This window comes from Streptomyces sp. NPDC053432 (assembly GCF_055585365.1).
Genome location: NZ_JBVJKF010000039.1, coordinates 1 through 20402 on the forward strand (window position 1 = coordinate 1; position 20402 = coordinate 20402).

General features: G+C 71.8%; 20 protein-coding genes and 1 pseudogene. 7 read left to right on the plus strand and 14 right to left on the minus strand.

Annotation, left to right across the window (positions count from 1 at the left end):
* Positions 1-88 (plus strand): annotated as a pseudogene (locus ACZ6Y1_RS36345) (transposase); the annotation flags it as partial.
* Here the strand turns inward: ACZ6Y1_RS36345 and ACZ6Y1_RS36350 are convergent.
* The 3 genes from ACZ6Y1_RS36350 to ACZ6Y1_RS36360 form a co-directional block, all read right to left on the minus strand.
* Entirely contained in the window at positions 53-577 is a 525-nt protein-coding gene (locus tag ACZ6Y1_RS36350; RefSeq protein ID WP_469640234.1) for a hypothetical protein, read from the minus strand. The pseudogene ACZ6Y1_RS36345 and the gene ACZ6Y1_RS36350 overlap by 36 nt on opposite strands.
* A gap of 834 nt (positions 578-1411) precedes the next feature.
* Positions 1412-2983 (minus strand): M4 family metallopeptidase, encoded by a 1572-nt coding sequence (locus tag ACZ6Y1_RS36355; RefSeq protein WP_469640236.1) that lies wholly within the window; start codon positions 2981-2983, stop codon positions 1412-1414.
* Between the two features lie 212 nt (positions 2984-3195).
* Entirely contained in the window at positions 3196-4236 is a 1041-nt protein-coding gene (locus ACZ6Y1_RS36360; RefSeq protein ID WP_469640239.1) for a M4 family metallopeptidase, read from the minus strand.
* A gap of 242 nt (positions 4237-4478) precedes the next feature.
* Here ACZ6Y1_RS36360 and ACZ6Y1_RS36365 point away from each other — a divergent pair, with 242 nt between their 5' ends.
* Genes ACZ6Y1_RS36365 through ACZ6Y1_RS36380 form a run of 4 tightly spaced genes read left to right on the plus strand, consistent with a single transcriptional unit; the run spans position 4479 to position 8696 of the window.
* Positions 4479-5108, plus strand: coding sequence for an RNA polymerase sigma factor (locus ACZ6Y1_RS36365; protein WP_469640295.1), 630 nt, complete (start codon positions 4479-4481; stop codon positions 5106-5108).
* Entirely contained in the window at positions 5105-5965 is an 861-nt protein-coding gene (locus ACZ6Y1_RS36370) for a hypothetical protein (RefSeq protein ID WP_469640242.1), read from the plus strand. The genes ACZ6Y1_RS36365 and ACZ6Y1_RS36370 overlap by 4 nt, the downstream gene beginning before the upstream one ends.
* A 15-nt stretch (positions 5966-5980) precedes the next feature.
* Positions 5981-6508 carry a hypothetical protein gene (locus tag ACZ6Y1_RS36375; protein ID WP_469640244.1) on the plus strand — a complete coding sequence of 176 codons (528 nt, stop codon included), beginning with the start codon at positions 5981-5983 and terminating at the stop codon, positions 6506-6508.
* Positions 6509-6551: 43 nt separating this feature from the next.
* Positions 6552-8696 carry a bifunctional polysaccharide deacetylase/glycosyltransferase family 2 protein gene (locus ACZ6Y1_RS36380; RefSeq protein ID WP_469640246.1) on the plus strand — a complete coding sequence of 715 codons (2145 nt, stop codon included), beginning with the start codon at positions 6552-6554 and terminating at the stop codon, positions 8694-8696.
* On the opposite strand, the gene ACZ6Y1_RS36385 is transcribed toward ACZ6Y1_RS36380, so the two are convergent.
* From ACZ6Y1_RS36385 to ACZ6Y1_RS36400, 4 genes are read right to left on the minus strand one after another with little or no spacing between them, the layout of a single operon-like run.
* Complete coding sequence (locus tag ACZ6Y1_RS36385; protein WP_469640248.1) at positions 8693-9196, minus strand: DUF5956 family protein; 504 nt, start codon at positions 9194-9196, stop codon at positions 8693-8695. The two genes, ACZ6Y1_RS36380 and ACZ6Y1_RS36385, sit on opposite strands and share 4 nt — an antisense overlap.
* A 9-nt stretch (positions 9197-9205) precedes the next feature.
* Positions 9206-9796, minus strand: coding sequence for an HD domain-containing protein (locus ACZ6Y1_RS36390; protein ID WP_469640250.1), 591 nt, complete (start codon positions 9794-9796; stop codon positions 9206-9208).
* A gap of 6 nt (positions 9797-9802) precedes the next feature.
* Positions 9803-11104 carry a cytosine deaminase gene (gene codA, locus ACZ6Y1_RS36395; protein ID WP_469640252.1) on the minus strand — a complete coding sequence of 434 codons (1302 nt, stop codon included), beginning with the start codon at positions 11102-11104 and terminating at the stop codon, positions 9803-9805.
* Positions 11105-11121: 17 nt separating this feature from the next.
* Entirely contained in the window at positions 11122-11289 is a 168-nt protein-coding gene (locus ACZ6Y1_RS36400; protein ID WP_384592543.1) for a hypothetical protein, read from the minus strand.
* Positions 11290-11376: 87 nt separating this feature from the next.
* Between ACZ6Y1_RS36400 and ACZ6Y1_RS36405 the strand changes: the two genes are divergently transcribed.
* Entirely contained in the window at positions 11377-13182 is a 1806-nt protein-coding gene (locus tag ACZ6Y1_RS36405; protein WP_469640255.1) for a S9 family peptidase, read from the plus strand.
* A 44-nt stretch (positions 13183-13226) separates the two neighbouring features.
* Positions 13227-14018, plus strand: coding sequence for an SURF1 family protein (locus ACZ6Y1_RS36410; protein ID WP_469640257.1), 792 nt, complete (start codon positions 13227-13229; stop codon positions 14016-14018).
* 14 nt (positions 14019-14032) lie between these two features.
* Here ACZ6Y1_RS36410 and ACZ6Y1_RS36415 read toward each other — a convergent pair whose 3' ends face one another.
* The 7 genes from ACZ6Y1_RS36415 to ACZ6Y1_RS36445 form a co-directional block, all read right to left on the minus strand.
* Complete coding sequence (locus ACZ6Y1_RS36415) at positions 14033-15121, minus strand: hypothetical protein (protein ID WP_469640259.1); 1089 nt, start codon at positions 15119-15121, stop codon at positions 14033-14035.
* The gene (locus ACZ6Y1_RS36420) at positions 15118-15864 is read right to left on the minus strand and encodes a SigE family RNA polymerase sigma factor (protein WP_469640297.1); all 747 of its coding nucleotides are present in this window, start codon (positions 15862-15864) and stop codon (positions 15118-15120) included. The genes ACZ6Y1_RS36415 and ACZ6Y1_RS36420 overlap by 4 nt, the downstream gene beginning before the upstream one ends.
* 239 nt (positions 15865-16103) lie before the next feature.
* Positions 16104-17177, minus strand: coding sequence for an aspartate-semialdehyde dehydrogenase (locus ACZ6Y1_RS36425; RefSeq protein WP_469640263.1), 1074 nt, complete (start codon positions 17175-17177; stop codon positions 16104-16106).
* Complete coding sequence (locus ACZ6Y1_RS36430) at positions 17174-18448, minus strand: aspartate kinase (protein ID WP_469640265.1); 1275 nt, start codon at positions 18446-18448, stop codon at positions 17174-17176. Before ACZ6Y1_RS36430 ends, ACZ6Y1_RS36425 begins: the two co-directional genes overlap by 4 nt.
* 128 nt (positions 18449-18576) lie before the next feature.
* A complete protein-coding gene (locus ACZ6Y1_RS36435; protein WP_469640267.1) occupies positions 18577-19224 on the minus strand; it encodes a DUF5063 domain-containing protein in 648 nt (215 codons plus the stop codon).
* Positions 19217-19816: a recombination mediator RecR gene (recR, locus tag ACZ6Y1_RS36440; protein ID WP_403874772.1), complete on the minus strand. Its 600-nt coding sequence runs from the start codon at positions 19814-19816 to the stop codon at positions 19217-19219. The genes ACZ6Y1_RS36435 and recR overlap by 8 nt, the downstream gene beginning before the upstream one ends.
* 132 nt (positions 19817-19948) lie before the next feature.
* Positions 19949-20290, minus strand: coding sequence for a YbaB/EbfC family nucleoid-associated protein (locus ACZ6Y1_RS36445; protein WP_451180559.1), 342 nt, complete (start codon positions 20288-20290; stop codon positions 19949-19951).
* Between the last annotated feature and the right edge of the window lie 112 nt (positions 20291-20402).

A 20402-nucleotide genomic window follows, 5' to 3' on the forward strand; every position in this document is an offset into this window, starting at 1 on the left:
CATGATCCGCCGCTACATCATCTGGCGGAACAAGCACGCCGCCGACGACCGGCTACGCGAAGTGACCACCAGGGCGAACGTTGCCTGATGCGGCACTAGGGGTATCCAACCGTCGTCCTGGGAGCCTGCGACTGTGAGGGATTCGCTGGTAGAGCTTCCCCCATGCCATGTCTCGAACCCAAGTCACACCGTCAGAGTCCATGAACGCCACAGCTGCCACTTCTGCGCCAGAGGCGTCCAGCCATGGAGCGGCGAAACGCAGCTTCTCTCCCACTGTCAGTGTCACCTCCTCACCAGGTTGCACCTTTGTCTGTGTGAAGAGCATCCTGCCGAGTGCCTCTCCCGGGCCCCGGTAAGCCAGCACACACGGGTAAGTAATCGGCCGATCACTGGCGTTCAGGAGGTGGACTTCAAGGCCCTCGGCAGTCCGCTGCTGGACGACCGCGACCTTCTGTGCTTCAGCACGCTCCTCTCTGCGTCGATCCCGCAGAATGATGAAAAACCCGATCAGAAGAGACCCCGTGGTGCCGATCGCGCTGAACCACGCCGGGACGGTACCCCAGTCGACATCGCTCATACTGTCGGTCTACAACAAACTCGAACGGCGCAAACACCATTTGATCGTGCTCTGAGCTAGCGTTCTCCCCGTGCCGGACAGAGCCGGGAACAGCGGTGATAGCGGATGGCGTGGGACTCCCTTAGGTTCAGCGCGGCACGAAATGACGTGGTCAGAGCGCCGCAAGAGCCGCGAGAGCCGGTGATTCCCGGGCTCCAACGCTGCATGCCAAGCTCGTTCTAGTCCGACACATGTGCCAGGTGGTGCGTGGTGCAGCGGCGGTGCTCCCGTAGCAACCGCCATACGCCTGCCATCGCGTGGCTTCCTTCAGCACCCTGTGTCCAAGGCCCGCTGGAGCCCGGCATGGAGGTGGGGATGGCGAAGCGACGACGACCGCAGCCCAGGGACAATCGAGGGCGGTTCACCACGACCGGAGTTCCGCTGTGGTTCGGTGTCCTGCTTGGGGCGGTGGTGGTGCTTTCCTTCGTCCGCTAGCCCTCGACACCGGCGCGAGGGGGAGCCACGTAAGCAGTGCCACGTGAGTGGCTAACTGAGTGACAACCGGGGTGCACATCGGCGGACGGCCACGGACACCGACGGGTTATTGCCGCAGGTGGGACGGGCGATCAGCCGTGGTCCATATACCGCCCACGTTGATTCGGGACGAAGAGGTCGTGGGTTCAAATCCCGCCACCCCGACAGAGAAACACCAGGTGAGAGCCGGTGCAGGGAAACCTGCACCGGCTCTCTCCGCGTTGGGGCGGACACGCACCCGGCGGGCCGTCAGTGATGCGGGAAGGCCGGTGCCGGGGGGCGCGGTCGCCCCCCGGCACCGGGTCCGTGCGGATCAGGGTGTCAGTTGACGTTGACGGCCTTCCAGGCCGCCGCCACCTGCTGGTACTCGGTGCCGGTCGTGCCGTAGAGGTCGGCCGTGGCCTGGAGGGTCGCCGTGCGGGCGCCCGCGTAGTTGGTGGTCGACGTCATGTAGGTCGACAGCGCCTTGTACCAGATCTTGTAGGCCTTGGTCCGTCCGATGCCGGTGACGGTGGAGCCGTCGTAGGTCGGGGAGTCGTAGGACACGCCGTTGATCGTCTTCGCGCCGCTGCCCTCGGAGAGCAGGTAGAAGAAGTGGTTGGCGACGCCCGAGGAGTTGTGGACGTCGAGCCGGCCGACCGTCTTCGACCAGTAGTCGGCGGAGGCGCCGTCCTTGCTCGGCTTGTCCATGTAGCGCAGCGGGGTGCCGTTGCCGCGGATGTCGATCTTCTCGCCGATGAGGTAGTCACCGATGTCGGAGGGGTTGTTCGCGAAGAACTCCACCGAGGTGCCGAAGATGTCACTGGTGGCCTCGTTGAGGCCGCCGGACTCGCGGCTGTAGTTCAGCTTGGCGGTGGCGGCGGTCAGGCCGTGGCTCATCTCGTGGCCGGCGACGTCCAGCGAGGTGAGCGGCTTGCTGTTGCCCGCGCCGTCGCCGTAGGTCATGCAGAAGCAGCTGTCGCTCCAGAAGGCGTTGACGTAGGCGTTGCCGTAGTGGACCCGGGAGTACGCGGCCTTGCCGTCGCCCGCGATGCCGTTGCGGCCGAGCTCCGCCTTGTAGAAGTCCCAGGTCACGGCCGCGCCGTACTGGGCGTCGACGGCGGCGGTCTGGCGGTTGGACGGCGTGCCGTCGCCCCACTTGTCATCGGCGTCCGTGAAGAGGCTGCCGGTGCCGGTGGTGCCGCCGTTCAGGTCGTACGTCTTGTGGCCGCCGCGGCCGGCGTCGGTCAGGTCGTACACCGAGCCGTTCAGGGTGGTGCCGATGGTCACGGTGCCGGAGTAGGCGCTGGTACCGGTGCCGGTGTCGATGGCCTCGTACGCCCAGAGCTCGGCGCCCGTGGCGGCGTCGGTGATGACGTGGCGCTCGCTCGGGGTGCCGTCGGGCTGGGTGCCGGTGATCACGGCCTCGTAGGCGAAGACCGGGGTGCCGGTCGCGGCCCAGACCACCTGGCGGGCGCCGGCGGGCGCGGCCTTCAGGGAGCGGGCGGCGACGGGGGCTATGCGGGCCTCGGTGCCCTTGGTGGTCTTGCGGCTGCCGTCCTTCTTCTGGTGGACGACCAGGTCGCCGCCGAGGACGGGCAGGCCCTCGTAGGTGCGCTCGTAGCGGGTGTGGACCGTGCCGTCCGCGTCCTTGACCACGTCGCGGGCCACGAGGCGCTCCTGGTCGGAGAGGCCGATGGCACGCGCGGTACCGGCCGCTTCGCTCTGCGCGGCGGAGATCGCCTGGGCGCGCGCGGAGGCCGACTGCGTGACCGCGGTGGCTCCGGCCTCGCGCTCGGCGGCGGCGTTGGCGGAACCGCTCTGGACGGCCAGCGCGACCATCGCCGCGGACCCGACGAGGGCGGCGGTGCGCAGCACACGGGTGCGGCTGCGGGAGGTGGGGGTAGAGGACATGTGGTGGGTCACTCGTTCTCCTTCGTTGCCGTGGGGGCGGCTGCGAGATTGCCAGGAAGAAGCGAGCGATTGACAGGTATGCAACAAGAATTTGACCTGTTGTTGTCCGGAGAGAGGATCCGAGTGTCCGCTCAACGGTCAAAAACGGAACATTCCGCTTGGCCCCGGGGCCGGTTGGGCCCCGGGGCCGGGCAGGCCACTCGGACCGGCCGTCAGACTCCGGGGATCTGGCGGGCCTTGAACGCCGCGCGGACCGAATCGGCCGCGCTCTTGCCGTACATGCGCTCGGCGGTCGCGACCGTCTTCAGCGCCGCGTCCGTGAAGCTGGTGTCGGGTGCGAAGCCGAACTGCGCGTTCACGATGATCCGGTCGGCGGTCCGGGCACCCAGGGCGCCCCGGATGTCGAACAGCGCGCGGGACCAGATCTCGCCGTCCGCGTGGACCTCGCCCACCCGGTCCGCGTAGACCTTGGTGCCGTCGATCCGGCGCAGGCAGTGGGGAGCGTCGCTGTAGGAGATCGAGTCCCAGTCGGCGACGCACGCCAGGTCGGCCTTGCGGGGCCAGCCGTAGCGGGTGTCCGCGTTGGCGCCGACCTCGACGGCCAGGTAGTCGCCGAAGGCCTCGCCGATCGCGCCGGCCTCAGGGGAGGAGCCGAAGCCGGGGACCTGGGCCTCGTGAACCGCGTGGCCGTACTCGTGGACGATCACCTCGGCGTCCTCGGCGTCGTCGACCCCGCCCTTGCCGAAGCGGATCTCGTCCTTCTTGTCCGTGAAGAACGAGTTGTCGGCTCCGTACTGGTTGATACGGACCGGCTGCACGCGGTCGTTGGCGCCGGGGAACTCCGAGCCGAAGCCCAGCCCCTGGAGGTACTCCTGTGCCTCGTTGACCCAGAAGTAGGCCATGACCTGCTCGAACTGGTCGTCGTGGCGGTTGTACGAGGCCGCGTCCGCAACCTTCGCGGAGGCGCCGGTGTCCGACCTGACGGAGGCCCACTTGCCCGAGAGCCCGCCGCTCGCGTCGAGGTTGCGCAGGGCGGCCGTGACGTAGGCGGAGGCGGGCACCGCGGTCGCGGAGTCCTTGGCGTCGGCGAGTGTCTGGTCGCCGGAGGACTGGACGGGGTTCACCATGAAGACGCGGCCCTGGGGGAGGGAGGCGCCCGGGGTGGACGCGGACGCCGAGGCGGGTGCGGCCAGGGCGAGCGCCACGGTGGCGGTGGCCGCGGCGATCAGGCCGCTGGGTATACGGCGAGGCATGAACATCCTCCTGTTGAGGGCGTGATGTGCCGGAAGAACGTGCGTGGCGTGGTGCGGACGTGATCCTTGCCCAACACAGCGGGATTTGGCCAGGCCTTGACGGCGTGCTCCTCCCACGAACATCAGGTGATATCCGGCTCATCGGGTGAACTGCCGGATTCATCTGACGCATCATGTCCCGCGTGCACAGTGCGGAGGAGTTCGGCGGAGCCGACAACGAGGCAGGACGACGCCCGGGCGACATGTCCGGAGAGGTCAGAGCGGCGCAACAGGGAGACGAGGCGGCCTTCCGGGCGCTCTTCCGACAGGTGCAGCCGGGGCTGCTGCGCTATCTGACCGTGCTGGTCGGGGAGGAGGCCGAGGACGCCGCCTCCGAGACCTGGCTGCAGGTCGCCCGGGACCTGGGAACGTTCCACGGGGACTTCGACGGGTTCCGCGGCTGGGTGACGGCGATAGCCCGCAACCGGGCGCTCGACCTGCTGCGCCGGCGGCGCCGCCGCCCCGTGGCCGATCTGCCCGTCGAGTACCTGCTCGACCGGCGGGCCCCGGAGGACACCGAGTCGAGCGCCCTGGCCACCGTCGCCACCGGCGACGCGCTCGCGCTCATAGCCAGGCTGCCCCGCGACCAGGGCGAGGCGGTGCTGCTGCGCGTGGTCATGGACCTGGATGCGGAGAGCGCGGCGCGGGTTCTCGGCAAGCGCGCCGGTGCGGTACGCACCGCCGCACACCGGGGCCTGCGGAAGCTGGCCAAGCTCCTCGAGAAGCGCAACGAGCGGGAAGCGGAATCGGGCGGCGTCGGGCAGCCGCTCGAGGGGAGTTTGGCCCCAGGAGTGACACCGACGACGTCTCCGACGCTGAAGGATGCGAGATGAGCACCAACCGATCCCGCCGGATCGACCGCGCCACGGCCGAGCAACTGCTCGCCGGCGCCGGGGCCGGCGCCGCACCCGGTCACGACGCCCTCGCCGAACTGCTCGCCGCTGTGTCCGTTCCCGCCGTATCCGCTCCGGCGGGTGGCGGTGAACTGCCCGGCGAGCAGGCGGCCATGGCGGCGTTCCGCTCTGCTCGGCTTGCTGCGGTTCCTCCTGCTCTGTCTGATTCTGTCGCCCCCCGCAAGCGGAAGATGTTCACCCCTGCGATGCTCGCGGGCGCGGTTGCGGCCGCCACGCTCGGCGGTGTCGCCGTCGCCGCCGGGACGGGCCATCTGCCCGCCGCCCTGGGGGGCAAGCCCCTGGTCAACGGCCCGGCGCCGAGCACGTCCGCGCGCGCCTTCAAGGCCGGGGAGCCGACCGCGGGAACGCTCCGCGGTTCGGCGCAGGCCCTGCCTGCCGATATCGCCGAGCTCTGCCGCGCCTACGCCGCGGACAGCGCGCCGGGTATCCGGAAGCCCGCCGAGGTGCTGTCCGACCGCCGGTTCGCCCCGCTGGTCGCCGCGGCGGGAGGGGCCGCCGCCGTCGCGGTGTACTGCGAGCCGGCCCTGGGCGGCGTGCCGGGCGAGACCCCCGCCGGGTCGCCGGTCCCGCAGCCCACGGACGGCAGGCACAGCGCCACCCCGAAACCCGAGAAGAGCGACAAGGGCGGCAGGACCGCGAAACCGGAAGCGACCAGGCGGCCCGAGGAACCGGTACCCGTCCACACCCCCGGCCCCCGCCCCAGCGGCCGGCCGGACCCCGATCCGGCACAGACGCAGCCCCGCGACGACGCCCCGACCAACCGCTCCATCCCGTAGAGGCAGACCCCATCGATGCGACCACAGCCGGGTTACACGGACTACGACACGCTGGAGCTCCCGCGGATCACCGTGGGCTCCCCGAGCGCTGAGGAGGCGGCCGAGCCGAGCCCCGTCTTCGTGGACTCCTCGGGCCGCCGCCAGCGCCGGGTCCGCCGCCTGGGGTGGCTGCTCGTCGTGCCCGCGGTCGCGTACGTGGTCCTCGTACTCAGCTCGCTGTTCGGCGGGCCGACGCTCCAGTCTCCGTTCCTGCCCGCTCCCCGTGGTGTGGACGCCGCGCCGAGCAAGTCACCCGCCGCCGAGCCGGGGCCGTCCTCCTCCGCCGCACCCCGCCGCACGGCCGCCCCGGGCGCCCCCGCTTCCCAGGCCCCCGCGTCCACGACCGCCGTCAAGCCCGCCGCCGGCACCGGATCCGGTACGGCCCCCACCGCCAGACCCACCACGGCCCCGACCGGAACCGCCCCGAGCCCCGGCGCGAACGGCCACGGCAGGCCGACCACCCAGCCCGGGCAGGGCGGTGGCAAACCCACCGCCAAGCCGTAACCCCCACCGGACCCCCTCCCCCCAGCCAGGAAGCCCTCCCTCCGTGTCGAACAACCGGCGCCGCCGCCTCCCCCGCGGGCGGCACAGCACGGTGCGCAACGTCCCCCTGCGCACCCACTGGCTGCTGCTGACCGCGCTCGTCCTCACCCTCTCGGCCGCCCTGCTGCTCCAGGGCTACGCCCAGCACATGTTCGACAGCACCCCCGACGGGGCGGCGCGCGAGACCGGTTCGTCGGCGTCCGTGCCGGAGCAGGTCCGCTCGGGCGGCCCCGTCGTGGAGGGCGCGGCCGGTCGGGTCGCCGCTCCCGGGCCCCGCACGATCGCCCTGACCTTCGACGACGGTCCTGACCCGGTCTGGACCCCGAAGGTCCTCGACGTGCTGCGCCGCAACCAGGTCAAGGCGACTTTCTTCACCGTCGGCACCCAGGTGTCCGCCCATCCGGAGCTGGCCCGGCGGATCGTGGAGGAGGGCCACCAGATCGGTGTCCACACCTTCACCCACACCGACCTCGGCGCGGCCTCGGCGTGGCGGCGCTCGCTGGAGCTGCGCGAGAGCCAGCTCGCCATCGCCGGAGCCGCGGGCGTCACCACTCCCCTGCTGCGGCCGCCCTACTCCTCGACCAACGAGGCGCTCACCGACGCCGACTGGGACACCGTGGTGCAGGCCGGGCAGAAGGGCTACCTCACCGTCCTCACCACGCAGGACAGCGAGGACTGGCGGCGGCCGGGCATCGCGCAGATCGTCGCGAACTCCACGCCCAAGGGCACGGACGGCCAGATCCTCCTGATGCACGACGCGGGCGGCGACCGCTCCCAGACCGTCGCGGCGCTGGAGCAGCTCCTGCCCGACCTCAAGAAGGCGGGCTTCCGCTTCGCCACGGTGAGCGGCTCCGTCGGCCTCCCCTCCCCCGTGAAGCCGGCCTCCACCGCCGACGAGTGGCAGGGCCTGGCCCTCATCAACGCACTGCGCGCCAGCGGCTGGGTGCTCGACCTGCTCGGCTGGCTGCTGTGGGCGGCCGGCGCCATCAGCGTGCTGCGCGCGATCGCGGTGTTCGTCGCCGCGCGACGTCATGTCCGTATGCGCCGCAGGCCGTGGGGCAGGCCGGTCACCGAGCCGGTCAGCGTCATCGTCCCCGCCTACAACGAGAGCGCCGGCATCGAGGCGGCCGTCCGCTCGCTCCTCGCCTCGGACCACCAGGTGGAGGTCATCGTCGTGGACGACGGCTCCACCGACGGCACCGCCGACATCGTCGAGGCGCTGAACCTGCGGGGCGTACGGGTCATCCGCCAGCAGAACGCCGGCAAGCCCGCGGCGCTCAACACCGGCATAGCCGCGGCTTCCTGCGACCTGGTCGTCATGGTGGACGGCGACACGGTCTTCGAGCCGGACGCGGTCCGCATGATCGTCCAGCCATTCGCCAACCGCCGGGTCGGGGCCGTTTCCGGCAACGCGAAGGTGGTCAACCGCGGCGGTCTGCTCGGGCGCTGGCAGCACATCGAGTACGTCGTCGGCTTCAACCTCGACCGGCGCCTCTTCGACCTCGCCGAATGCATGCCCACCGTGCCCGGCGCGGTCGGCGCGTTCCGCCGCGAGGCCCTGCTGCGCGTCGGCGGGCTCAGCGACATCACCCTCGCCGAGGACACCGACCTCACCATGGCGCTGTGCCGGGACGGCTGGCGGGTGGTGTACGAGGAGCGGGCCATCGCCTGGACCGAGGCTCCCGCCTCGCTCGGCGCCCTGTGGAAGCAGCGCTACCGCTGGTGCTACGGCACCCTGCAGGCCATGTGGAAGCACCGGGACGCCCTCACCCAGCGCGGCCAGGCCGGGAAGCTGGGCCGGCGCGGCCTGCTCTACCTGCTGATGTTCCAGGTGCTGCTGCCGCTGCTCGCGCCCGTCGTGGACGTCTTCGCCGTGTTCGGCCTGATCTTCCTCGACCCGGTCCGCATCATCGGCCTGTGGTGCGCCTTCCTGCTCCTGCAGACCCTGATGGCCCTGTACGCCTTCCACCTCGACGAGGAGCGGCCCGGTCCCCTGTGGAGCCTGCCGCTCCAGCAGTTCGTCTACCGCCAGCTGATGTACCTGGTGGTCATCCAGTCGGTGTTCACCGCCATCGCGGGATCACGCCTGCACTGGCAGCGGATGGAGCGCTACGGAAGCCTCCAGGTCCCGGCGAACCAGTCGCACTAGGCGAGGGCTTCCAGTTCCGTGCGGACCAGGGCCATGAGCTCCGGCGAGGCGGTCCGGGAGTCCACCCCGCGTTCGGCGGCCAGCGCGTCGAGCCGGCCGAGGAGTTCGGCGAGGGAGGCGAACGGGCCCACCGTGCGCAGCAGCCAGAGCCGGCCGCCCGGCCGGGGCGGCAGCCCGAGGGCGGCCACGGCCGCGTCGGTCTCGGCGTCCAGTCCGTGCAGGTCGGCCTCCGGGAGCGGGGCGGCCTCCACGCCGGTGATGTGGCCGTGGCCGTCGAGCGAGGTCTCCACCGCCCAGTGCGTGGAGCGGTCGGGGATCCAGGTGCGGGCGGCCGGGGGCCACACGTACGGGAGGAACACCCAGCGCAGTTCCTCCGGGGCGGGCTCCCAGCCGAGCACCTCCAGCTCCCGCATCTCGGGGAGCCGGTCCGGGTCCAGTTCGCTGCGGCCGGTGCGGCGCAGTGCGAGCGGGTGCGGCGTTCCGTCCTCGTCCCACGACATGCGGGCACGCTATCCGACGTGGTCCATCGGGTTGGACATGATGCGTCCCGCCGCGCCGCCGGCGACGTACGCGGCCGCCGCGCAGGCGGGCTTGCGGGCGGCCTGGTCCTCGACGAGGGCGAGGAAGGAGGCCCCGAAGCCGAGGCGGGGGCGGTCCTTGAGCAGGGCCTCGGTGAAGGCGGGGCCGAACTCGGCCAGGCGCAGGCCCGAGACGTCGGCGCTGGTGCCGACCTGGAGGAGGTGGCTTTCTACGTCCTCGGCGGCGCTCACGTCGTCCCGCATGTGCAGGACGATCACCTCTTCGGCGCGGGCGCGGCGGGCCGGCGGCCAGCCGAGGCCGGCCGTCAGGACGCGGGCGACGTGCCCGCCGGCCTCCTCGAAGGGCAGGGTGTGGCTGTCGAAGGGCGCGGTCAGGCCCATGTCGTGGAGCAGGGCGCTGACGTAGAGGAGTTCCGCGTCGTGGGCGAGGCCGTGGCGCTCCGCGTACTCGGCGCCGAAGGCGTAGGAGCGGACCGAGTGGTTCAGGAGGGCGGCGTCGGTGTACTCCGCGGCGATCTCGTAGGCGGCGCGGGCGGCTTCGGTGTCAGGAGTCCAGGTCATGGGGCGTCAGCGTAGGGGGCGGCTGAAGTCGACCTCCGAGGGGGGCTCTCCCGGCCAGTTGAGCCGGGTGGGCGCCGGCGGGGTCTCGGCGAGGACGGTGCCCCGCGAGACCACGTACCGGGGGCGGACCTGACGGCGTACCGCCTCCTCGGGCGAGGGGGCCGGGAGCAGGACGAAGGAGGCCGGAGCCCCGGGGGTGATGCCGTACTCGGCCTCGGACAGGCCCAGCACGCGGGCCGCACGGTCCGTCACCATCGAGAAGGCGACCGGGATCTCGTCGGCGCCGGTGAGCTGGGCGGCGTACAGGCCGACGAGGGCGGTCTGCAGCGGGTTGGCGGTGCCGAGCGCGTTCCAGGGGTCCATGACGTCGTCGTGGCCGAAGGCCACGTTGACCCCGGCCGCCAGCATCTCCTTGACCTGGGTGAGGCCGCGCCGCTTGGGGTAGGCGTCGAAGCGGCCCTGCAGACCCAGGTTGGCGAAGGGGTTGGAGACCAGGTTGATGCCGGAACGGGCGAGCAGGCGCTGGAGTTTGAAGCTGTACGCGCCGTTGTAGGAGCCCATGGCCGCGGTGTGGGAGGCGGTGGCGCGTTCGCGCAGGCCCGAGCGCAGGGCCAGGGTGGCCAGCACCTCCACGAACCGGGACTGCTCGTCGTCGATCTCGTCGCAGTGCGCGTCCACGCGCAGCCCGTGCTCCTCTGCGAGCGCGAAGGCCGTCCTCAGCGAGGCCACCCCGTCCTCGCGGGTGTCCTCGAAGTGCGGGATCGCACCGACCACGTCCGCGCCCCGGGCGACCGCCTCGCGCAGCAGGGCCTCACCGTCCGGGAAGGAGACGACGCCCTCCTGCGGGAACGCCACGATCTGCAGGGTCATGACGTCGCGGACCCGGTCGCGCACTTCGAGCAGGGCGTCGAGGGCCGTGAGCGAGGGGTCGGTGATGTCGCAGTGGGTGCGTACGTGCAGCACGCCGTTGGCCGCCTGCCAGCGCAGCACCTCGGTGGCCCGCGCGATCACGTCCTCGCGCGTCAGGGTCTGCTTGCGCTCGCTCCAGCGGGCGATGCCCTCCCAGAGGGTGCCGGAGGCGTTGGGGCGCGGTTCGCCCGCCGTCAGGGCGGTGTCGAGGTGGATGTGCGGCTCGACGAAGGGGGCGGACAGCAGGCACCCGTGGGCCTCGACGAGGATGCCCGTGGCGGGCGGCTCCTTCTGGTCGTCGTACGGAACCACCCGCGCGATGCGGCCGTCCTCCCCGACCTCGACGTCGGACAGGCCTTGCGCGTGCAGCAGCCGGGCGCCCCGGACGATCATCCGCATGGCGCCAGCCTAGGCAGTCAGCCCCGCTTGGCGTTGGCCTTCTGCTGCATGCCGCGCGTCTTCGCGGCGGAGGACTGGATGTCCCGGTTCGCGGACTTGGCGCGGGCCTCCGCCGCCGTGTTCTTCGCGATGGCCCGCTCGGAATCCTGGTGGCTGTGGTGACCGGTGTGGGCCTTCTTCGCCATGATCGTTCCTCCTTGGGGTGCGAGTTCCACTGTGCGCCCGTATGGAGCAGTCGGCATCCCGGGACCCGTGGCGGCCACAATGGGCGCATGACCAGCGACAGCGAGATCACCCCAGAGATGCCCGACTGGGAGAAGCGTTTCCGGGCGCCGCGCGTCGGCCTGCCCGACTGGGCGGAGGACGCGCCGGACCGGTCGCTCTTCGTGTCCAACGCGACCGGCACCTTCGAGCTCTACGCCTGGGACCGCGCCACCGGCGCACAGCGGCAGGCCACCGACCGCCCCAACGGCACCACCGACGGCACCCTCTCCCCCGACGGCGAGTGGATCTGGTGGTTCTCCGACACGGACGGCGACGAGTTCGGCACCTGGGTGCGCCAGCCCTTCGCCGGCGGCCCCGACGAGCCCGCCACCCCGGGTCTGGAGCCCTCCTACCCGGCCGGGCTGGCCATCGGCCGCGACGGGACGGCGGTCGTCGGCCGCTCCACCGACGAGGACGGCTCGACCGTCCACGTGGTCCGCCCGGACGGCTCCGCGCCCGTCGTGATCTACCGGCACCGCGAGTCGGCGGGCGTCGGCGACCTCTCCTACGACGGGACGCTCGTCGCCGTCGAGCACACCGAGCACGGCGACGCCATGCACTCCGCGCTGCGCGTGCTCACCCTCGACGGGACCACCGTCGCCGAGCTGGACGACTCGCGGGGCGGGACGAAGGAGCTGGGCCTGGAGGTGCTCGGCTTCGCGCCGGTCGCGGGCGACACCCGGCTGCTCGTCGGCCACCAGCGGCGCGGCCGCTGGGAACCGATGGTGTGGGACGTGGCGACCGGCGCCGAGGAGGAGCTGGCGATCGACCTGCCGGGCGACGTGAGCGCCGAGTGGTACCCGGACGGTTCCGCGCTGCTGGTCGAGCACGGCTTCGAGGCGCGCAGCGAGCTGTGGCGCTACGACCTGGCCGCGCGGGAGCTCGTACGCGTGGACACGCCGCCGGGGACGGTCTCGGGTGCGACGGCGCGGCCCGACGGGACGGTGGAGTACCTGTGGTCCTCGGCCGCGGAGCCCTCGTCGGTGCGGTCCACCGCGGGCGGTGTCGTCCTGGACCCGCCCGGCTTCCGGCCGCCCGGCTCGGTGCCGGTGGAGGACGTGTGGGTGGAGGGCCCGGGCGGGCGGATCCACTCCCTCGTGCAGCGGCCGTCCGGACGCGGGGAGGGCCCCTTCCCCACGATCTTCGAGATCCACGGCGGGCCCACCTGGCACGACAGCGACGCCTTCGCGGCGACCCCGGCGGCCTGGCTGGACCACGGCTTCGCGGTGGTGCGGGTCAACTACCGGGGCTCGACGGGCTACGGCCGGGAGTGGACCGACGCCCTCAAGCACCGGGTCGGCCTGATCGAGCTGGAGGACATCGCGGCGGTCCGGGAATGGGCCGTGTCCTCGGGCCTCGCGGACCCGGCGCGGCTCGTGCTGTCGGGCGGCTCGTGGGGCGGGTACCTGACGCTGCTGGGCCTCGGCACGCAGCCGGACGCCTGGGCGGTGGGCCTGGCCGCGGTGCCGGTCGCCGACTACGTGACGGCATACCACGACGAGATGGAGGCGCTGAAGGCGCTGGACCGCACCCTCTTCGGGGGCACGCCGGAGGAGGTCCCGGACCGTTTCGAGGCCTCCTCGCCGCTGACGTACGTGGACGCGGTGAAGGCGCCCGTGCACATCGCGGCGGGCGTCAACGACCCGCGCTGCCCGATCCGGCAGATCGACAACTACGTCGACCGGCTGGCGGCGCGCGGGGCGGTGCACGAGGTGTACCGGTACGACGCGGGACACGGCTCGCTGGTGGTGGAGGAGCGGATCAAGCAGGTCCGGATGGACCTGGAATTCGCGCTGAAGCACCTGCCCCGCTAGGGGCCGCCCGGTGGTGACCGGTGCACCCCCCGTACCGTGGTGGGGTGCACCGGTTTCTCCTGACCCCGCGCTGGTGGGGGATCAACGTCTTCGTCGCGCTCGCCGTCCCCTTCTGCCTGTTCATGGGGTCCTGGCAGCTCGGCCGCTTCGAGGACCGCGTCGACAGCCACCGGGAGGCGAGCGCCGAACGGCCCGCCGACCGGGTGGCCGCGCCGCTGGACTCGCTGCTCCCGGTGGACACGAAGACCTCCGGACGGCTGGCGTCCGCCTCCGGGGAGTACGGGGAGCAGCTGCTGGTCCCCGATCGGCTGCTGGGCGGCGAGACCGGCTTCTACGTGCTGACCCTGCTGAAGACCGACTCCGGCAAGGCCGTCCCGGTGGTCCGGGGCTGGCTGCCGGGAGCGGCTGACCCGGCGAAGGCGCCGGCCGCGCCGACGGGCCGGGTCGAGGTCACCGGGGCGCTGCAGGCCTCGGAGAGCTCCAGCAGCAAGGGCGTGCACGCGGCGGGCGGCCTGCCGGCCGGGCAGCTGGGCGTGATCGGGGCGGCCTCGCTGGTCAACATCGTCCCGTACGACCTGTACGACGCGTGGCTGACGGTGCAGACGCCGGTGGACGGCATGCGTCCGGTGCCGGCGCAGGCGCCGGTCAACACCGGGCTCGATCTGAAGGCCTTCCAGAACCTCGGGTACACCGGCGAGTGGTTCGTCTTCGTCGCCTTCGTGCTGTTCATGTGGGTACGGCTGTACCGGCGCGAGGTGGAGACGCTGCGGGACGCCGAGGCGGGGCTGCTGCCGGAGGCGTCGCCGGCCGGGGCGGAGCGGGCCGAACGGGTCTGACCCCGGCGGAGCCGCTACGGCTTGGGGGCTTCCACCGGGATCGGGGCCGTGCGGTAGACCGTGCCGCCGCAGGCCTGGGGGATGGTCGTCTGGGTGGTCGGGGAGCCCGGCTGCGGGGTGTGGGAGACCTCGACGCCTGCCGTGCCCGCAGGAGGGGTGACGCCGCCCTGGGTCCCTCCGGGGGTACCGGTGCCTCCCGGCTCCGCGGCGGAGCCGGCCGCGGGCTTCGGGTTGGTGCCCGAGGTCGTCTCCGTACAGGGCTCGCCGGACGGCACCCACGCGAAGCGGACCTCGTACGCCGTGTTCGGCGGGAGCATCAGCACCGGCGGCTGGTTCGCCGGGTCCGGCAGGAGTCCGCTCGCCGGGTCCCCCGCCGTGTGGCCGACGACGGGGACGGCCGCGCCCGGGCCCGTGGCGGAGCCGGCCGCGGTGACGGTGTCCGGGCCGGTGACCGCGCAGTTCTCGGCCGACACGTTGGTGACCTTGAAGCTGCCGTACACCTTGCCGTCGGCCTCCGGGGGGCGGGCCGAGCCCACCACGCCCAGCTGCGCGGCCCCGCATCCCGGCACCGGAAGCCCCGGTGCGGCCACCGGGGGCAGCGGCCCCGGTCCCACCACCGCGCCTCCCGCGCCGGCGGGTCCGGCCGAGCCGGCGCTGCCGGACGGGCCTGCCGTCGCCCCGCCCGCAGAGGCGCCCGCGGTGGCGCCCGGCTGACCGGTGGCGCCGCCCGCGACGGGGCCGGCTCCGGTGGAGTGGGTGGACTTCGGGGCGGCTCCCGAGCCGTTCTGGTGCGGATCGGAGGGTTTGATGCCGGGCTTGCCGCCGGAGGAGGAGTCGTGCCCCGCCATCGTCGAGTGCTCGGGGGCGGTGCCCTCGGCGGACGTCAGGTGCAGGGCGACCGGGATCGCGGCCCCTGCGAGCAGCGCCACCGACGCCGCGCCGATGAGGACCTGCCGCTTCAGGGCCCGGCGGGCGGGGACCGCGTACCGCAGCCGCTCCAGCGCGCCCTCGGAGGGCTCCAGGCCCTCGACGGCCCCGCGCAGCAGGCCCCGCAGCGCCTGCTCCTCGCTCGCGCCGCCCGGCGCGGTGTGGTCGTCCATCATGACTGCGCAGCCTCCATCGCCACCCGCAGCGCGGCAATGCCCCGCGATCCGTACGCCTTCACCGAGCCGAGGGATACCCCCAGCGTCTCGGCGACCTGGGCTTCCGTCATGTCCGCGAAGTAGCGCAGGACCAGCACCTCGCGCTGGCGGCGCTGGAGTCCGCGCATCGCCCGGATCAGGTCGTCCCGTTCCAGCTGGTCGTAGGCGCCCTCTTCGGCGCTCGCCATGTCCGGCATCGGCTTCGACAGCAGCTTGAGGCCGAGGATGCGCCGGCGCAGGGCCGACCGCGAGAGGTTCACGACGGTCTGGCGCAGGTACGCCAGGGTCTTGTCGCGGTCGCGGACGCGGTTGCGGGCCGAGTGGACGCGGATGAACGCCTCCTGGACGACGTCCTCGCAGGAGGCGGTGTCGTCGAGGAGCAGCGCGGCGAGGCCGAGCAGCGAGCGGTAGTGCGCCTGGTAGGTCTCGGTGAGGTGGTCGACGGTGGTGCCGGCCACCACTTCCTTCACCTCGGCAGCCTCGGCAGCCTCGGCAGCCTCACCAGCCTCCGCGACCTCGGCCGTCCCAGCCGCCCCTGCTGCCTCGCCCTGGCCGCTCCCGCCCGCGTCAGCGCTTTCGCGCGGTGCGGGCACGAGGCCGCTCCGGGTCGGGACGGCGGGCCGCACAGGCGTCTGAGAGGGCCCGGCCGGCGGGACGGGCACGATCACGGAAACCCCACCCAGGGGCGTGCCGGGTGCGCGCAGGCCCCGGGGCGACGGGATGAGCCCGGTGCGCACCGGCGGAACTGCCAGTTCGAGGAGTGCCTCTGCCACGCCTGTAGGACACCCGTCCCCCCGTCAGGGTTGTACGCGCGAGGCAGCCGGCCCGGCGAAATCCCTATTGCCCTCATGCGTACCCGCTCTTCCCGATTGCCCCGTCCTATCGAGACGGCATTCGGGCCATCACCTTGATCAAGGGATCAGGTCCGATCCTACAAAGCGAATTACGCAAATTCACCTGTGATCAGTTCCGCGATCTGAGTGGCATTCAGGGCGGCGCCCTTGCGGAGATTGTCGGCGCACACGAAGAACTCCAGCGAGTACGGGTCGTCGAGCGAGGCCCGTACCCGCCCGACCCAGGCGGGATCCGTCCCGACGGCGTCCGCCGGGGTCGGGAACTCCCCCGCCGCCGGATCGTCGACGAGCACCACACCGGGGGCGGTGTCGAGGATCTCCCGGGCGTGCGCGGCGTCGACCACGTTCTCGAACCGGGCCCGTACCGTCAGCGAATTCCCGGTCAGTACGGGGACCTGCACGCAGGTCACCGCCACCGGGAGCCGGTCCAGCTGGAGAATCCGGCGGGTCTGCGCCCGTACGGCCAGCTCGTGCGAGGACCAGCCGCCCTCGCACAGCTCACCGGACCAGGGCACGACGTTGAGGGCGAGCGGCGCCGCGAAGGGGCCGGTGTCCTCGCCGACGGCGGCGCGCACGTCCCCGGGCTGCTCGCCCAACGAGGTGCCCGCGACCAGCGACAGCTGGCGGCGCAGTGCCTCGGTTCCGGGCCGGCCCGCGGCGCTCGCGGCCTGGTACGTGGAGACGGCCAGCTCGGCGAGGCCGTACTCGGCGTGCAGCGCGCCGAGGGAGGCGATCATCGCGGCGGTCACGGTGTCGGGGGCGGCGACGATCCCGCGCGGGCGCATCCGTACGGCGTGGGCGTTGATCTCGGGCACCACCAGCGGCACCTCGGGATCCTCCCGGAAGGCGTCTGACTGGTCCACGACGACGGTGCCGCGCGCGGCGACGACGGGGGCCCAGCGGGCCGAGACCTCGGCCGGGGTCAGGAAGAGGGCGACATCGCCCACACCGAAGCCCTCGAAGGCGTCCTCGGTGAGAGCGAACACCTCGGTCTCCTCCCCGCGGACGGCAAGCATGCGGCCGGCCGAACGCGTGGAGGCGATCAGGCGGATCTCGCCCCAGACGTCCGCCCGCAGGGACAGCATCTGGAGCAGGACGGTGCCGACCGCTCCGGTCGCTCCGACCACGGCGAGCGCCGGGCCGGAGGACCGGGCGACGGTCATCGTCCGGTGCCTCCGTAGACGACGGCTTCGTCGCTGTCGGAGTCCAGGCCGAAGGCCGTGTGCACGGCGCGGACGGCCTCGTTGACGTCGTCCTGGCGGGTCACGACCGAGATGCGGATCTCGGAGGTCGAGATCAGCTCGATGTTGACGCCCGCGTCGGACAGTGCCTGGAAGAAGGAGGCGGTGACCCCCGGGTTCGTCTTCATGCCCGCGCCGACCAGGGAGATCTTGCCGATCTGGTCGTCGTAGCGCAGCGAGTCGAAGCCGATCTGGCCCTTCGCCTTCTCCAGGGCGTCGATGGCCTTGTGGCCCTCGGCCTTGGGGAGCGTGAAGGAGATGTCGGTGAGGCCCGTCGAGGCCGCCGACACGTTCTGCACGATCATGTCGATGTTGATCTCGGCGTCCGCGATGGCGCGGAAGATCGCCGCCGCCTCGCCCGGCTTGTCCGGGACCCCGACGACCGTGATCTTGGCTTCGGAGACGTCGTGAGCGACTCCGGAGATGATGGCGTGCTCCACCTGCTCGTCCCCTTGCGGCTTCTCGTTGCTGACCCAGGTGCCGCGCAGTCCGGAGAAGGACGAGCGGACGTGGATCGGGATGTTGTATCGGCGTGCGTACTCGACACAGCGGTGGAGCAGCACCTTGGAGCCGGAGGCGGCGAGCTCCAGCATGTCCTCGGAGGAGATCCAGTCGATCTTCTTGGCCTTCTTCACGACGCGGGGGTCCGCGGTGAAGACGCCGTCGACATCGGTGTAGATCTCGCAGACCTCGGCGTCCAGCGCCGCGGCGAGCGCCACGGCGGTGGTGTCCGAGCCGCCACGGCCCAGGGTGGTGATGTCCTTGGAGTCTGCGGACACGCCCTGGAAACCGGCGACGATGGCGATGTTGCCCTCGTCCAGCGCGGTGCGGATACGGCCCGGCGTGACATCGATGATGCGCGCTTTGTTGTGGACCGAGTCGGTGATGACGCCTGCCTGGCTACCGGTGAACGACTGGGCCTCGTGGCCCAGGTTTTTGATCGCCATGGCCAGCAGGGCCATGGAGATCCGCTCTCCGGCGGTCAGCAGCATGTCGAATTCGCGCCCGGCCGGCATCGGGGATACCTGCTCGGCGAGATCGATCAGCTCGTCCGTCGTGTCGCCCATCGCGGACACCACGACGACCACTTGGTGGCCGTCCTTCTTGGCATCCACGATCCGCTTGGCGACGCGCTTGATGCCTTCGGCATCGGCTACGGAGGAGCCTCCGTACTTCTGCACGACAAGGCCCACGTGCGCTCCTCGCTCAGTCCGTCAATTGCTGGTGCAGTCTAACGAGCGACCGCGATCCGACCGCCTCGTACCACATCATGAGACGAGATGACCAAAGGATGGGTTCCCCCGTCCGCCGGGAGCCGCGGCTACCTGCGGCCGAGGCCGCCCAGCTCCTCGGCCATGACCTGGCCGGCCTGCTCCGCCAGGTCGTCCTCGGTCAGGTCCTCGTCCGTGTCCAGGCCGTCCAGGGCGGCCAGCGGCTGGTTGAGGCGTACGTGCGCGATCAGGGACTGGAGGGCCCGCAGAGTCGCCGAGGCCGTCGGACCCCAGTTGGTGAAGTACGAGAACTGCCACCACCACAGTGCCTCCGTGACCCGGCCCTCCTGGAGGTGGATCAGGCCGTGCCGCAGGTCGGCGACCACGTCGGCCAGGTCGTCGGAGATCCGGTGCGCCACCGGGGCCTTGCGCGGCTCGTACGGGTCGAAGACCTCGGAGTAGACGTCGACCGGCTCCAGCATGATCGCGAACCGCTCGCGCAGCTCGTCCACGTCCGGCTCGGGGCCCAGGTCGGGCTCGTAGCGTTCCTCGGGCAGCACGTCCTGGTACGCGCCCAGCCGGCCGCCCGCGAGCAGCAGCTGGGAGACCTCCAGCAGGAGGAAGGGCACGGCGCTGTCCGGGTCCTCGCCCTTGGCCACCTCGGTGACCGCGACGATGAAGGACTCGATCTGGTCCGCGATCGAGGCCGCGAAGTCGTCCGGATCCATTCCCACGGCGTGCAGGGTTGCGTCAGACATCGAGAAGTCGCCTTCCTTCAAAGGCCCGCCCGAGCGTGACCTCGTCCGCGTACTCCAGATCTCCCCCGACGGGGAGCCCGCTGGCCAGGCGGGTGACCTTCAGGCCCATGGGCTTGATCATGCGGGCGAGGTAGGTGGCGGTCGCCTCGCCCTCCAGGTTCGGGTCGGTGGCCAGGATCAGCTCGGTCACCTCGCCGTCCGCCAGTCGCGCCAGCAGCTCACGGATGCGCAGGTCGTCGGGACCGACGCCCTCGATCGGGCTGATCGCGCCACCGAGGACGTGGTACTTGCCCCGGAACTCGCGGGTCCGCTCGATCGCGACGACGTCCTTGGGCTCTTCGACGACACAGATGACCGTGGTGTCGCGGCGCGGGTCGCGGCAGATGTTGCACCGCTCCTCCTGCGCCACGTTCCCGCACACCACGCAGAACCGGACCTTCTCCTTGACCTCCAGCAGCGCGTGCGCGAGGCGGCGGACGTCGGTGGGCTCGGCCTGCAGGATGTGGAAGGCGATCCGCTGCGCGCTCTTGGGCCCGACGCCGGGCAGCCTGCCCAGTTCGTCGATCAGGTCCTGGACCACGCCTTCGTACAACGGACTGCCTTCTTCCTCTGTGACGGTCGGTACTGCTCGGTACTACTCGGTACTGCCGGGTAGTACCAGGTGCTGACGGGTGCTGCTCGGTACTGCTCGGTACTGGCGGGTGCTGCCGGGTGCTGCTCGCTGCTAGAACGGGAGACCGGGGATGCCGCCGCCGCCCAGACCCTGGGCGAGGGGGCCCAGCTTCTGCTGCTGCAGCGCCTGCGCATTCTCGTTGGCCGCCTGGACCGCCGCCACCACCAGGTCGGCGAGGGTTTCGGTGTCCTCCGGATCCACGGCCTTCGGGTCGATCACCAGGGCGCGGAGCTCGCCGGAGCCGGTCACGGTCGCCTTGACGAGACCGCCGCCGGCCTGGCCCTCGACCTCGGCCTGCGCCAGTTCCTCCTGGGCCGCGGCGAGGTCCTGCTGCATCTTCTGGGCCTGCTGGAGCAGCTGCTGCATGTTGGGCTGGCCACCACCGGGAATCACGGGTAACTCACTCCATACCGTCGGGACGCTTGGTCAATCCGAGCCTACGTGCTCCCCGGGCACCGCGCCCTACGCCGTGAGGACCAACTCTTTCGAGTGAGAGACGGGGCGC

Coding starts and splice junctions, on each gene's coding strand:
- ACZ6Y1_RS36350 (WP_469640234.1), bottom strand. CDS start 577: ATGAGCGATGTCGACTGGGGTACCGTCCCGGCGTGGTTCAGCGCGATC.
- ACZ6Y1_RS36355 (WP_469640236.1), bottom strand. CDS start 2,983: ATGTCCTCTACCCCCACCTCCCGCAGCCGCACCCGTGTGCTGCGCACC.
- ACZ6Y1_RS36360 (WP_469640239.1), bottom strand. CDS start 4,236: ATGCCTCGCCGTATACCCAGCGGCCTGATCGCCGCGGCCACCGCCACC.
- ACZ6Y1_RS36365 (WP_469640295.1), top strand. CDS start 4,479: ATGTCCGGAGAGGTCAGAGCGGCGCAACAGGGAGACGAGGCGGCCTTC.
- ACZ6Y1_RS36370 (WP_469640242.1), top strand. CDS start 5,105: ATGAGCACCAACCGATCCCGCCGGATCGACCGCGCCACGGCCGAGCAA.
- ACZ6Y1_RS36375 (WP_469640244.1), top strand. CDS start 5,981: ATGCGACCACAGCCGGGTTACACGGACTACGACACGCTGGAGCTCCCG.
- ACZ6Y1_RS36385 (WP_469640248.1), bottom strand. CDS start 9,196: ATGTCGTGGGACGAGGACGGAACGCCGCACCCGCTCGCACTGCGCCGC.
- ACZ6Y1_RS36390 (WP_469640250.1), bottom strand. CDS start 9,796: ATGACCTGGACTCCTGACACCGAAGCCGCCCGCGCCGCCTACGAGATC.
- codA (WP_469640252.1), bottom strand. CDS start 11,104: ATGCGGATGATCGTCCGGGGCGCCCGGCTGCTGCACGCGCAAGGCCTG.
- ACZ6Y1_RS36400 (WP_384592543.1), bottom strand. CDS start 11,289: ATGGCGAAGAAGGCCCACACCGGTCACCACAGCCACCAGGATTCCGAG.
- ACZ6Y1_RS36405 (WP_469640255.1), top strand. CDS start 11,377: ATGACCAGCGACAGCGAGATCACCCCAGAGATGCCCGACTGGGAGAAG.
- ACZ6Y1_RS36415 (WP_469640259.1), bottom strand. CDS start 15,121: ATGATGGACGACCACACCGCGCCGGGCGGCGCGAGCGAGGAGCAGGCG.
- ACZ6Y1_RS36425 (WP_469640263.1), bottom strand. CDS start 17,177: ATGACCGTCGCCCGGTCCTCCGGCCCGGCGCTCGCCGTGGTCGGAGCG.
- ACZ6Y1_RS36435 (WP_469640267.1), bottom strand. CDS start 19,224: ATGTCTGACGCAACCCTGCACGCCGTGGGAATGGATCCGGACGACTTC.